A 13,130-nucleotide genomic window follows, 5' to 3' on the forward strand; every position below is an offset into this window, starting at 1 on the left:
ATTAATTCTCCCCCTCAAGCCTGTTTTTCACAGCATCTACATCTTTATCACCGCGTCCAGACAAGCAGATCACAATGCTTTCTGTTGTTTTCATTTCAGCTGCAAGTTTTACAGCAAAGGCAACTGCATGTGAACTTTCAAGTGCCGGTATGATTCCCTCCATTTTTGATAATAGCTGGAAAGCGTCAAGTGCCTCTTTATCCGTAATAGATTGATAGTTTGCTCGGCCGATTTCTTTTAAATAGCTGTGTTCTGGTCCTACGCCAGGATAATCAAGACCGGCGGAAATCGAATGGGCTTCTTGAATTTGACCATTCTGATCCTGCAATAAATACATTAAAGACCCATGCAGTACACCCGGTTTGCCTTTTGTAAGGGAAGCAGCATGATATTCTGTATCAACACCTCGTCCAGCTGCTTCTACGCCATAAAGCTTGACTTCCTCATTCTCAATAAACGGATGAAACATGCCCATGGCATTACTGCCGCCTCCAATACAGGCGACCACTGCATCAGGAAGCTTTCCTTCAAGCTTATGAAATTGTTCTTTTGTTTCTTTGCCGATTACACTTTGAAAGTCCCTAACCATTTGTGGAAATGGGTGCGGCCCCATTACAGACCCCAATAAATAGTGGGTATCATCCACATTGGCAACCCAGTACCTTAAGGCTTCGTTCACAGCATCTTTTAAGGTGGCACTGCCAGATGTCACACTGACTACCTTTGCCCCCAGCAATTCCATTCGAAACACATTTAGTGCCTGCCTCTTGATATCTTCCTCACCCATAAAGATGATGCAATCAAGGTTTAATAAGGCACAAACCGTTGCTGTTGCCACACCATGCTGCCCGGCGCCCGTTTCAGCGACAATCTTTCTTTTCCCCATTCGTACTGCTAGAAGTGCCTGACCAATAGCATTGTTAATTTTGTGTGCACCCGTATGATTCAAATCCTCACGTTTTAGAAAAATCCTTGCTCCTCCAGCATACTTTGTAAGATTTTCGGCAAAGTATAATGGGGTTTCTCTCCCCACATAATCTTTTAATAATCTTTGAATTTCTGCTTGAAAGCTAGGGTCCTTCTTTGCATCGTCATATGCCTCACCAAGCTCAATGACTGCCTTCATTAGTGTTTCTGGTACAAATCTTCCGCCGAAAATGCCAAAATGACCTTTTTCATTTGGTAATGTATATGTGTTCATTTTGTAATCCCTCCAATTAAGCTTCCTTTTACCTTTTCAATAAATGTTTTTATCTTCTGGAGATCCTTTTTACCATCCGTTTCGACTCCAGAGCTTACATCAACCATATAGGGTTGTATAATATGGATCGCCTCTTCCACATTGCCTGCATGCAATCCGCCTGCAAGAATGACACGTTTACTATTTATCAAACTTAAATTGACCTCGTTCCAATTAAAAGCAGTGCCATTTCCACCTCGATATTTTCCTTTTGGACTGTCTAGTAACAAATAGTCACTCGGAAAATTCTTATAGGTTGCTAAGTTCTCATTTCCCTGAAAGCTAATGGCCTTGATAACTGGCAATGATAGTGATTCACTAAAAGGAGCCGTTTCGTCACCATGTAATTGGATATGAGTAAGACCAACAATGGACGCAATTCTTTCTATTGCTTCCATTGATTCATTAACAAATACCCCAACTTTACACACTTCTTCAGGCAGGAAGGAAGCTATTTCTTTTGCCTTATCAATCGAAACCTTCCTTTTACTTTCTGCAAATACAAACCCAATAGCATCGGCACCAAATTGGGAGGCCGCAATTCCTGTTTCCACATCGGATATTCCGCAAATTTTTACTTTCATCTTCCTGCACCTTCTTTCAAAGGTAAGCGAAAGTTCAAGAAGGATTGTTTCACGTCTGCACTTTTCATGAAAGCCTCCCCGACTAAGACCGCATTTGCACCTGCATTTCTTACACGTTCCACATCTTCTTGGTGGTGGACTCCACTCTCACTTATGAGAAAGGCACCCGCATCTCTTACAACTGTTGCTAGATTCTCTGTAACTTCAAGCGAGACATGAAAGGTTTTTAAGTCGCGATTATTTACGCCAATAAGCTTGGCACCCGTTTTCAGGGCTGTTTCCAGTTCCTCCAGATTATGAACCTCCACCAATACTTCCAGCCCTATGCCCTTAGCGTATTGAAAAAGTTCTATCAATTTAAATTCGTCTAATGCTGCAACAATCAGCAAAACAATGTCTGCGCCGTGAGCTGCAGCAAAATCAATTTGAACTTGATCAATAATAAAGTCTTTACATAGAATCGGCAGGTTCACCGTGTTTCGAACCTCCAGCAAATCAGAAAATGATCCTTTAAAAAAGGTTTGATCTGTCAGGACAGAAATCGCGGAAGCGCCATATTCTTCATATAAACCTGCCTGAATGGCTGGTGGAATCGTATCGTTAATAATTCCTTTAGAAGGTGATGCCCGCTTAAATTCAGAAATTATGGATATTTCTTCTGCTGTTTGCAGCTTTTGAATAAAAGATCTTCTCTGACGAACAACAGAATGCAATGTCTGTTTCCCTTCAAGGAGCAGGAGAATATCCTTTTTCTTTTGAGCAATAATTTTATCTAAGATTGTTTCCACTTAAATCGCCTCTTTCTTACCGGATGCTTGTGATTTTTCAATTAAGTTCGTTAATTTTTCATAAGCAGCACCGGAATCAATGATTTCACTGGCTGCTTGAATTCCGTCCTTAATGGAATTTGCTTTGCCCGCTGTAAAAATCCCCATTCCTGCATTAAGCAATACGGTATCACGGTAAGCACCTTTTTCGCCTTTTAACACTTTGACTAAAATTTCGGCATTATCTTTTGAATCTCCGCCCTTGATACAGCTATTATCATATTGCGGTAGATTTACCTCTTCAGGATGGAAGGATTGGTTGGTAATGATTCCATTCTCCAAAAGGGTCAGATGGTTTTCTCCTTGGAGAGATGCTTCGTCCATAAACCCTGCCCCATTAATGACAATAGCCCGTTTACGGCCTAACTTCTTTAGAACATCGGCAAAAACATTTATTAGGTCTCTTCGATACACACCGAGCAATTGATAGTCTAAATCAATTGGATTTGTCAGCGGCCCGATAAAATTAAACACTGTTGGTATTTTCAATTGTTTTCGAACGGTCATTACTTTTTTCAATTTTGGGTGGACGTTCGGTGCAAATAAAAAGGATAGTCCGATTTCTTGAAGAATTTCTTCTGTTCTTTCTGCTGACAGATTTAAATTCACCCCTAAGTACTCTAAAACATCGGCACTTCCTGTCTTGCTTGAAACACTCCTATTTCCATGTTTGGCAACAGGAATTCCAGCGCCAGCGATTACAAAAGCAGAGGTTGTGCTGACATTAAAGCTCGAGGAACCATCCCCCCCTGTTCCACAATTATCAATTACACCTGGCAATCTCTTTTTAAAGGTCAGGGTATTGGCCTTCATTGCTTTGACAATACCCGTAATTTCATCAACTGTTTCTCCTTTGGATTTCAACCCCATTAGAAAGGCGGCGATTTCGGATTCTGAAACTTCTTCACCCAAGATGAAATCAACTGCTTCTTTCATCTGGCTTTCAGAAAAGGATTCACGCTCAGCTAACTGGAGTAAATAATTCTTCATTTGTCCTCATCCTTTCGATCTCAAGTAAAAAGTTTTTCAATATTTGTTTTCCAGCTGGCGTTCCAATTGACTCGGGATGAAACTGCAGACCATAGACTGGAAAATTTCGATGCTTTATCGCCATAATTTCTTGGTCATCACAAGACTCTGCAACACATTGAAGGACTTCTGGCATCGTGCGTTTCTCAATAATCAAGGAGTGATAGCGCATGACTTCCAATACCTCCGGCAGATCTTTAAAAAGCCCTTCACCATTGTGCGAAATGATGGATGTTTTACCATGCTTGATTAATTCAGCCCTTTGAATTTCCCCTCCGAAAGCCGCTCCAATCGCCTGATGGCCAAGGCAGATTCCTAAGATTGGGAACTGATTATAATAGGTTTGAATCACTTCAATACAAATTCCCGCATCCTCAGGTTTACCTGGTCCAGGTGAGAGAATAATCGCTTTTGGGTTTAATTCTTTTATTTTGTCAACGGTAAGCTGGTTGTTTCTAACTACCTCAACCTTTTCGCCGATTTCACCTAAATACTGATAAAGGTTATAGGTGAAGGAGTCGAAGTTATCAATCAGTAAAATCATTTCTCACCCTCCAAGAAGGAATTTAATTTATTTATCGTTTCTTGATATTCTGATTCCGGGTTCGAGTCGTATACAATCCCAGCACCAGCTTGAATATAGGCATATCCTTCCTTCAAAATCATCGTTCTGATGGCCAAGGCAAAATCCATATCCCCGTTAGCCGATACATAACCAACTGCACCTGAATAGAGGCCTCTTTTTGACTTTTCCAATGAGTTAATGATCTCCATTGCCCTAACCTTTGGAGCACCTGAAACCGTCCCTGCCGGTAAGCATGCTGCCAAGGCATCGATCGCTGTTTTCTCCGAATTTAGAACCCCGCTCACTTCTGATACCAAGTGCATCACATGACGGTATTTTTCAACGGCCATATACCTATCAACTTGAACAGTGCCAAACTCACAAATTTTTCCGAGATCATTTCGGCCAAGATCGACCAGCATCTTATGTTCAGCTAATTCCTTTTCATCCTTTTTTAACTCTTCTTCGATTAATAAATCCTCTTCCTTGGTTCTGCCTCGTCTTTTGGTACCTGCGATTGGATTGGAAAAAACCTTATTCCCCCTAGTTTTTATCAAGCTCTCCGGTGATGATCCAATTACGGTATAGTCCTCAAAATCGATGTAGAACATATACGGGGTTGGATTATGTGCGCGATGCTTCCGATAAAGAGATAAAGGGTCTCCGGCAAAGATTGACTTCATTCTTCTCGAAAGAACCACTTGAAAAATGTCACCTGCTAAAATATGCTCTTTTGCTATTTCCACATTTTTGATAAAGACCTCTTGACTTGTTTCAGAATCAAATCCAGTAAATTGAAATGGCTTCTCATTTGGGTAGAATGTAGGTTTTTTCAGTTCTTCTATCCTCTGATTTATCCGTTTTTCTATTTCTGTTATCTGATTTTCTTCAGAAAGCTGGCATCCGCAAATCATTACCTTTTCTTCAAGATGGTCAAAAACGATAACCTCTTCATAGAACATTAAGTGGACATCCGGCATTTCCATTCCATTTGGAAATTCTTCTCCAATACCTTCATACTGTCGGATAATGTCGTATCCTACATATCCAACTGCTCCTCCAATAAACGGAAAAGGCAGCTGTTCCAGGCTTTTATTCGGTAAAAGCTCTTTTATAACCTCGATTGGATTTCCATGCACTACTTTTTTTTCACCAGCCCGATTGAAAATTTCATTAGAATTCCCTTTAGAAATAAGCTCAAAGGCTGGATCTGCGCCAATAAAGGAATAGCGGCCAGAGTCATTGTATTTATGAGAACTTTCCAACAAGAATTTCTTTTTCCCGCTAATTTTTTGTAAAATCGAAATGGGGGTAAGCGTATCTCCTTTTATTTCCTCTACGATATATTTGGGTTTTGTTGTCATAATCAAGCTCCCTTCTTAATAAAAAAAATCGCCCTCTATATGCGCATGTAAAAATACGCATATAGAGGACGATTCTCGGACCGTGGTGCCACCTCCATTTGAAGCAGGCCCAACCTGCTTCCTCTTTCGGATACAGAATTATTTCATTCGATATCCTATCCTTTTAACGGTGGAATTCCGTGCATCCCTACTTTTTGTTCAAGATGCCTCTCACAAGTCCATTCCACAAATCCTTTCTTATCGGGCTCTCACCATCCCCGACTCTCTGCAAAGAAACAAAAATGTGTACTCCTCTTGCTCAACGAATTTCTATATTATTTTTAAATACAAAAAGGGCCCTCCATCCAAAAAAGGACGGAAGACCCGTGGTGCCACCTTCATTAGCTAAAAAATTAGCTCACTTTACCGATATCGAAGCAAATAGCTTTAATATCTGTCTCTTGTAACGATGAGATCTTCGCCAAAGCCTACTGACCATTCGAGGAGGTTCGGTTTGGAGGCTCGGAAGTCCATTCCCTAAAACGTCAACACTGATTTCCACCAACCATCAGCTCTCTAAAGAATCCGTTAAAGGTACTACTCTTCGTCAATGCCTTACGTTCATATTATTGTTTATTATATTATTACAGTTCATCCTTCATTGTCAAGCATTAATTTTTTCAATCTTCGAAATCGTCATTAAAATACTCAATCAACTTCCATTTAAAGGATTAGTTTTTTAAAACTGTTTAAGTGAATATTAACAGTAGAAAATAATTTAAGGCGGGATCAAAGATTAATGGAACATATTGAACAGTTAGGCCAAAATCCACGAGCTGCTAAAAAGAAACAGTCTCGGGCAGGGCAAAAGAGGTCCAATGAGGTTTCAAGCCAAAAGTGGGCCATTGTCTCGCTATCTTCCATTCCTTTAGTGATGACCTTAGGAAATTCGATGCTAATTCCAGTTTTGCCAACGATGGAGAAAAAATTATCGATTTCTTCCTTTCAAACCAGTATGATCATTACGGTATATTCTATCGTTGCTATTTTTTTAATCCCTGTTGCCGGATATTTATCTGATCATATTGGCAGAAAAAAGGTCATTATTCCAAGTCTTATCATCGCCGGAATTGGAGGACTGCTATCTGGCTGGGCCGCTTGGAAATTAGATAATGCTTATTGGCTGATTTTAATTGGGCGTGCACTTCAAGGTGTGGGTGCTGCCGGTGCAGCTCCGATTGTCATGCCGCTCGTCGGCGATATGTTTAAGAATGATGACGATGTCAGCTGTACACTTGGCTTAATTGAAACCTCCAACACCTTTGGAAAAGTTTTAAGTCCAATTTTAGGGGCATTTTTAGCTGGATTTATTTGGTTTTTACCTTTTTTCTCTTTTCCAATTTTTTGTGGTATTTCTGTTTTGTTGATGATTTTTCTTGTTAAATGCCCCAAATCATCTGCTAAACCAGTCCCATTTAAGGAATTTTTTATAAATGTTAAGAAAACCTTTACGAAAAAAGGTCGTTGGCTTTATGCCATCTTTTTTATTGGTGGCATTCTTATGCTCGTCCTTTTTGGAATTCTCTTCTACCTGTCTGAAATTTTTGAAACAAAATATGGGATAAAGGCTATTAAAAAAGGCTTCTTTTTAGCATTACCACTTGGGGCACTTTGCCTATCATCCTATATAAGCGGCAAAGTTATTAAAAAAAATAAAGTATTAATGAAATGGTTAACCTTTGGTGGAATGGTTGCTGCGGCATTCTCCATTGCTGCCCTCTGGTTTTCCATAAAGCTGTGGTATATGCTCACGATGTTTTTAATAAGCGGGGTAGGGATTGGTATTGGTCTTCCTTGTCTCGATGCCTTAATTACTGAAGGGGTTGAGAAGGAGGAACGGGGTACTATTACATCGATATACAGTTCGATGAGGTTTATCGGAGTAGCGGCTGGGCCTCCGATTATTGCTTTGTTCATGAAACATTCTAACCACTGGATTTTTATCCTTCTTAGCAGTTTAAGTATTTTGGCTGCCTTGGTCGCTTTGAAAGCCATTAAACCCAAAGAGAGCTGAGGAATATGTCCTCAGCTTTTTTCTATATTCGGGCTCTGCTATACAAATGTTTATTTCCGCTTCGGGCACTCGCTTTCAGCGGGGAGGTCTTGGAGCCTCCTCGGCGATGAAAGCGCCTGAGGATCTCCAGGTTACCTCTATTTCACGCAGGATTCGAGTACCCTGCGCTCCAATCAACAGTGTTAAATATTCATTAAATGCCTTTAACAGCGCCTATTCTTTTAGTCTTGGTTTAGCTGGATCACAGTTTGGCATTTCTGTGTTGGTTGATTCTGCTAATTTCATGAGGTAATAACATTCCTCACGGGACATATGGTCTGCCATTAATGGTGAGAACGTACCAAGAGCTTGAGCACTTAGTTCTAATTCTTCAATTTCATGGAGGAAATTTTGAAATAATTTAATTTCCAGGACGGCATCTGAATTCATTTTATCCAAGGCTGGAAATGTGGTGATGTTCGTCCTTAAATAGCCTGCCAATTCAACTGCTTTTAAATAAAAATCTTCAAAATGCTTAGTATACAAATTACTTTTATCTTTCAGCCTTTTTTCCACTCCGTCTAAATTGGATGAAATCGCTCCTGCATGCCCGGCAGCATCCAATAACCAAACAAGATGATGATGAAGCTCATGATAAACTGGGGGAAGCTTGCCTGTTTTTAAGTGTGATAGAATCCGTAAATATTCTTCTAATTCATTGACCATATGGTTAAGAAACGTTGGTGAAAGATGGATTTTTATCCTCCCGATTAAATGCCTTTTAATTAAACTAAATTTAAATTCACGGAGTTTTAGGACTTCTGTTTCAGCATTAGCCGTTAATTGTACTACTTCTGCTGTTTTCGCCTGCCCAAGAAGCATATCAAAAGTTTGAATAAAGGCTTCCGCTTTTTCGATTTCCTCTTTTTCTACGGGTGCTAAAGCCTCTAAAATAAACCGGGAATGATCCCCTAATATTTGGAGCCAGAATCGATGTTCAAATCTTGCTGTTTTCTCAAAATCATCATTCATGCTAATGCCCCCTCAGGTAAAAATACACATACCAATCTGATGTTATTCCGGGTGGTTACAATTTATGATAAAAAAATATGCCGGCAAACAAAGTTTACCGGCCTTTTTCTAAAATTATTTCACGGGTTTCTTAAGGAAACCGATTAAAAGCGCTGATACGACCGAGCCAATTAAAATGGCCATGGCATATAGTAATGCCCCATTCTCTACTAATGGGACAACGAATATCCCGCCATGAGGAGCACGCAGTCCGATTCCAAATGCCATTGATAACGCTCCTGCAATGGCCGAACCTGCCATAACGGAAGGAATAACGCGCAGCGGATCTGCTGCAGCAAATGGAATTGCTCCCTCTGTAATGAAGGATAAGCCCATAACATAACAAGCCTTACCTGCATCTTTATCTTGATCGTTAAATTTATTTTTAAAAATTGTTGTTGCGATTGCGATTGCGAGCGGCGGCACCATTCCTGCTGCCATAATTGCCGCCATTGGCTCATAAACCCCACTTGCCAATAAACCTGTTCCAAAAACATACGCGGCTTTATTTACCGGGCCACCCATGTCAAAAGACATCATCAAACCAAGAACAATACCTAACAATACAGCATTACCTGTTCCAAGACTAGTTAACAAATCGGCAATTTCCTTGTTAATCCAAGCCACTGGATTATTAACGACATAGTGCATCAAAAACCCAGTAATCGCAATGCCTAACAAAGGATAAATCAAAATACTTTTAATTCCCTCAAGTGAACGTGGAAGGCCTGCAAATACTCTCTTTAAAAGAAGTACAATGTATCCTGCAAGGAAACCGGCAACCAAACCGCCAAGGAAGCCTGCTCCTCCATGAGCTGCCATCATACCGCCCACCATACCAGGAGCGAAACCTGGTCGATCGGCAATACTTAGGGCGATAAACCCTGCAAGAACAGGGACGATAAGTGCAAATGCATTATCACCGCCAATTGCCTTGATTACTGCCGCAATTGGATTGTAGGATGGGTCATCTGGATTAGCGGAATTATAACCAAACATAAAGCTGATGGCAATTAAAATACCACCGCCGACAACAAACGGAAGCATGTTGGAGACACCGTTCATTAAATGCTTGTAAAAGCCTGATCGTGGAGCTTTTTGTTCAGATGATTTTTCACTTTGGCCGCCATTTCCATTATAAATGGGAGCATCCTGTTTTACTGCACGGTTTATTAATTGTTCCGGACGGCGAATTCCCTCAGCAACGGCAACTTGAATCACATGTTTGCCTTTGAATCTTTCCATTTCCACATTGATATCAGCAGCAATAATGACAGCTGCAGCATTTTCAATTTCATCCTTCGTTAGAACATTTTTAGCGCCGCCTGAACCATTTGTTTCAACCTTAATGTCTACTCCCAATTCAGCAGCCTTTGCTTTTAAGGAATCTGCTGCCATATAGGTGTGCGCAATTCCAGTTGGGCAGCCTGTTACAGCAACGATTAAATCCTTCTTATTGGAAATAACCGTTTCCTGTTTATCTTCTTTATCAAATCGGTTAATCGTATCGATAACTTCCTCCGCTGAGGTTGCTTTTAAAAGCTCGTACCGTACTTCAGCTTTCATTAACATACCAGAAAGGCGGGCCAATGCTTCCAAGTGTGTATTATTCGCACCTTCAGGGGCGGCAATCATGAAAAATAGATGTGCTGGTTTCCCATCTAAGGATTCATAATTTACACCAGTAGCAGATTTACCAAATACTATAGCAGCTTCATTAACCGCTTTTGTTTTCGCATGAGGAATGGCAATGCCATCACCAATTCCTGTAGTGCTTTGCCCCTCACGCTTTAAAATAGCTTCTTTAAATTCTGCTTGATCGTTGATTTTTCCAGCATTAAATAAGACTGAAACAAGTTGATCAATTGTCTTTTCTTTTTGATTGCCTTCAATATTTAATAGAATGGTATCCTGGGATAACAATTCAGTAATTTTCATCGTTTTCTCTCCCTTAGAGAATTTCTTTTATATGCACCTGTGTAAGGAGCTCTTCTACTTTTTCTTTAGTACATAATCCGAGTGAAAATGCCGTTGCGCTTCCTGATGCAACACTGTATCGAAATGCTTCTTTGAGGTCAGCCGTTCTCTCGTATGCTGCGAGGAATCCTGCCACCATCGAGTCACCTGCTCCAACTGAATTTTTAACCTCTCCTTTAGGCACTTCAGCCAAATAGGCAATGTTCTCACTAATCAATACAGCACCCTTATCTGCAAGTGATACAATTACATTTTGGGCACCCATTTCAGCAAGTTTTTTCCCATATGGGATAACTTCCTCCGCAAATGTAAAAGCAGTATCGAAAAGTTCTCCAAGTTCGTGATGATTTGGTTTGATTAAAAACGGTTTATAAGGAAGAACTTTTTTTAGCAGGTCTCCTTCTGCATCGACAACAAATTGCGCTCCTGTTTCCCTACAAATCTTCACTAGCTCTTCATATGTGGTTTTAGGTAAAGAGGAAGGAATACTTCCTGCCAACACTAATAAGTCCGATGAACCTAACTGGCGAATTTTATCCTTTAGCTGCTGAAAATCTAGGTCTGTAATGTTAGGCCCCTTGGCATTGATCTCAGATTCTTGGCCTGTTTTCAGCTTAATATTGATCCGGGAATCTTCTGCCACCTTCACAAAATCTGTTTCAATATTTTCGTTATTTAGATATTGCTCGATATATGCTCCGGTAAAGCCGCCTAAAAAGCCAAACGCCTTACTCTTTGCTCCATATTGTTTTAAAACCCTGGAAACATTAATCCCTTTACCCCCTGGAAACTTTGCTTCACTTACCGTTCTATTTAATCCCCCCAGACTAAAGCTTTCCAATTGAACAATATAGTCAACAGATGGGTTTAACGTTAATGTGTAAATCATGCAGTCACTACCTTTATGGATGTCTTATTTACATACTGATTTATGGTTTCTTCCTCTAATTCATTAGTGATAATAGACGCTTCATGGATGTCAGCAATTTTCGCGAAAGATATTTCAGCAAACTTCGTATTATCTGCTAAAACATATGTTTCTCTAGAAAGAGAAATAGCCTTCTGCTTTACCAATGCTTCCTCTTGATCCGGAGTTGTAAAGCCGAATTGAGGGTGAATGCCATTTACTCCTATAAAGCATTTGTCAAAACGATACAGGTCGAGACTGGCTAACGCTCCTCTTCCAATAAAAGCACTAGTATTCGGTTTAATTAGTCCACCGACTAGATAGGTTGAAATATCTTTATTTAATAACGGTTTTAAATGCATTAAACCATTGGTCACTACCACAATATTTTTAAACGGTAAGAATTCAATCATTTCAATTACCGTTGAACCTGCATCAAGGTAAATCGAATCTCCCTCCTCCACCAAGCTAGCCGCATACTTGGCAATTAGGTGCTTTTCGTGAAGGTTTTTGGAGGATTTCTCAATCATGCTTGGTTCTTGGAGTTTGCCCTGTAATCTGGAAGCCCCGCCATGAATTCTCTTTAAAAACTTTTGTTCCTCTAATTGTGATAAATCCCTTCGGATTGTTGATTCTGAAGTATTAGTAATGTCCATAATTTCCTGGATTTTCACGACACTTTTCTCTTTTAATAATTGGAGAATAATGCGATGCCGTTCTGGTGTTAACATATTATCACCACCTGAAATTTCTTTTCCTGCTTTTATATTACTGAAACCGATTGCAAAAATCAATCATTTTCTTTCAAAAATAATCATCTTTTGATTGTTTTTGAAAGTTTTTTGACAATTCGTCACGAAGATCAATAAAAAAAGCACCAGTTATGTTGGTGCTACTAAATATTATTTCACCAAAATAAGATTTAACTAGGATAACTTCTCGGCTTTTCAATAAAAATGTGTATAATAATAAGGACTAATAAAAAATAAAGGATGATACCCTTGAACATTACTGGCCATACAGTAGAAAAACTAGAAGATCCATTCGGCTTATTATCTGGGGATCGCTACGAATTCTTCCTAGATTTAGATATTGATGAAGAAGATGAACTCTTTTCAGATAAAGGTGTGGGTTTAAAGGTCATTTTCGTTGAGGATCAAAATGAAGCAAAGCTTTCCACCTATCATTTTTTCGAAAAAGGAAGCGAAAAGGTGCTGGACTTTGCCCTTGAGGAAGATGAGGAAGATCTGGTTCTTAAATATTGTAAAGAAAATGCGATTGAATAAAAAAAGCAGGGTATCAATTTACCCTGCTTTAAATCTGTTTACATAAAATTCTTACTATGATTATGAATGACCTGAAGCTCTTTTGTTGTTTGCTTCATTTCACTTTTGCATATTGGACAACGGGGCACTTCACTGCTTTTAAAATTGTCGCGAATCCAGCATTTACAATCCTCTGAACTACAAACCCAAATTTTTGTTTCCTCTAATTTGATTTCTTCGTCATTTCTTCTACCAAATGCCACAACTTT

The 13,130-nt window shown here is 39.7% G+C and carries 13 protein-coding genes and 2 other annotated features; of the genes, 2 read left to right on the forward strand and 11 right to left on the reverse strand.

Annotated elements, in window-relative coordinates:
- Position 1 precedes the first annotated feature (1 nt).
- From trpB to trpE, 6 genes are read right to left on the reverse strand one after another with little or no spacing between them, the layout of a single operon-like run.
- Entirely contained in the window at positions 2 to 1,201 is a 1,200-nt protein-coding gene (gene trpB, locus PH210_RS24515) for a tryptophan synthase subunit beta (RefSeq protein WP_289989003.1), read from the reverse strand.
- Complete coding sequence (locus PH210_RS24520; RefSeq protein WP_289989004.1) at positions 1,198 to 1,824, reverse strand: phosphoribosylanthranilate isomerase; 627 nt, start codon at positions 1,822 to 1,824, stop codon at positions 1,198 to 1,200. The genes trpB and PH210_RS24520 overlap by 4 nt, the downstream gene beginning before the upstream one ends.
- Positions 1,821 to 2,612 (reverse strand): indole-3-glycerol phosphate synthase TrpC, encoded by a 792-nt coding sequence (trpC, locus tag PH210_RS24525; RefSeq protein ID WP_289989005.1) that lies wholly within the window; start codon positions 2,610 to 2,612, stop codon positions 1,821 to 1,823. The genes PH210_RS24520 and trpC overlap by 4 nt, the downstream gene beginning before the upstream one ends.
- A complete protein-coding gene (trpD, locus tag PH210_RS24530) occupies positions 2,613 to 3,641 on the reverse strand; it encodes an anthranilate phosphoribosyltransferase (protein WP_289989006.1) in 1,029 nt (342 codons plus the stop codon).
- Positions 3,613 to 4,224: an anthranilate synthase component II gene (locus PH210_RS24535; RefSeq protein WP_289989007.1), complete on the reverse strand. Its 612-nt coding sequence runs from the start codon at positions 4,222 to 4,224 to the stop codon at positions 3,613 to 3,615. The genes trpD and PH210_RS24535 overlap by 29 nt, the downstream gene beginning before the upstream one ends.
- Positions 4,221 to 5,609, reverse strand: a complete 1,389-nt coding sequence (gene trpE / locus PH210_RS24540; protein WP_289989008.1) for an anthranilate synthase component I — start codon at positions 5,607 to 5,609, stop codon at positions 4,221 to 4,223. Before trpE ends, PH210_RS24535 begins: the two co-directional genes overlap by 4 nt.
- 61 nt (positions 5,610 to 5,670) lie before the next feature.
- Positions 5,671 to 5,920 (reverse strand) — a binding site (T-box leader).
- 36 nt (positions 5,921 to 5,956) lie between these two features.
- Positions 5,957 to 6,208: a binding site (T-box leader), on the reverse strand.
- 179 nt (positions 6,209 to 6,387) lie between these two features.
- Here trpE and bcbE point away from each other — a divergent pair.
- Complete coding sequence (gene bcbE / locus PH210_RS24545; protein ID WP_289989009.1) at positions 6,388 to 7,662, forward strand: bacillibactin exporter BcbE; 1,275 nt, start codon at positions 6,388 to 6,390, stop codon at positions 7,660 to 7,662.
- 213 nt (positions 7,663 to 7,875) lie between these two features.
- On the opposite strand, the gene PH210_RS24550 is transcribed toward bcbE, so the two are convergent.
- From PH210_RS24550 to PH210_RS24565, 4 genes are all read right to left on the reverse strand, one after another.
- Positions 7,876 to 8,673, reverse strand: coding sequence for a DUF2935 domain-containing protein (locus PH210_RS24550; RefSeq protein ID WP_289989010.1), 798 nt, complete (start codon positions 8,671 to 8,673; stop codon positions 7,876 to 7,878).
- A 114-nt stretch (positions 8,674 to 8,787) separates the two neighbouring features.
- Positions 8,788 to 10,650: a PTS fructose transporter subunit IIABC gene (locus tag PH210_RS24555; protein ID WP_289989011.1), complete on the reverse strand. Its 1,863-nt coding sequence runs from the start codon at positions 10,648 to 10,650 to the stop codon at positions 8,788 to 8,790.
- A gap of 13 nt (positions 10,651 to 10,663) precedes the next feature.
- Positions 10,664 to 11,578, reverse strand: coding sequence for a 1-phosphofructokinase (pfkB, locus tag PH210_RS24560; RefSeq protein WP_289989012.1), 915 nt, complete (start codon positions 11,576 to 11,578; stop codon positions 10,664 to 10,666).
- Positions 11,575 to 12,327, reverse strand: a complete 753-nt coding sequence (locus tag PH210_RS24565; protein WP_289989013.1) for a DeoR/GlpR family DNA-binding transcription regulator — start codon at positions 12,325 to 12,327, stop codon at positions 11,575 to 11,577. Before PH210_RS24565 ends, pfkB begins: the two co-directional genes overlap by 4 nt.
- A 261-nt stretch (positions 12,328 to 12,588) precedes the next feature.
- Here PH210_RS24565 and PH210_RS24570 point away from each other — a divergent pair, with 261 nt between their 5' ends.
- Positions 12,589 to 12,882, forward strand: coding sequence for a DUF6509 family protein (locus PH210_RS24570; protein WP_289989014.1), 294 nt, complete (start codon positions 12,589 to 12,591; stop codon positions 12,880 to 12,882).
- 38 nt (positions 12,883 to 12,920) lie between these two features.
- On the opposite strand, the gene PH210_RS24575 is transcribed toward PH210_RS24570, so the two are convergent.
- Positions 12,921 to 13,124: a cold-shock protein gene (locus PH210_RS24575; RefSeq protein ID WP_289989015.1), complete on the reverse strand. Its 204-nt coding sequence runs from the start codon at positions 13,122 to 13,124 to the stop codon at positions 12,921 to 12,923.
- Positions 13,125 to 13,130: the final 6 nt, after the last annotated feature.

Origin of the sequence: Paenibacillus sp. BSR1-1 (assembly GCF_030403775.1) — a bacterium.
Taxonomy (GTDB): Bacteria; Bacillota; Bacilli; order Bacillales; family Cytobacillaceae; genus Neobacillus.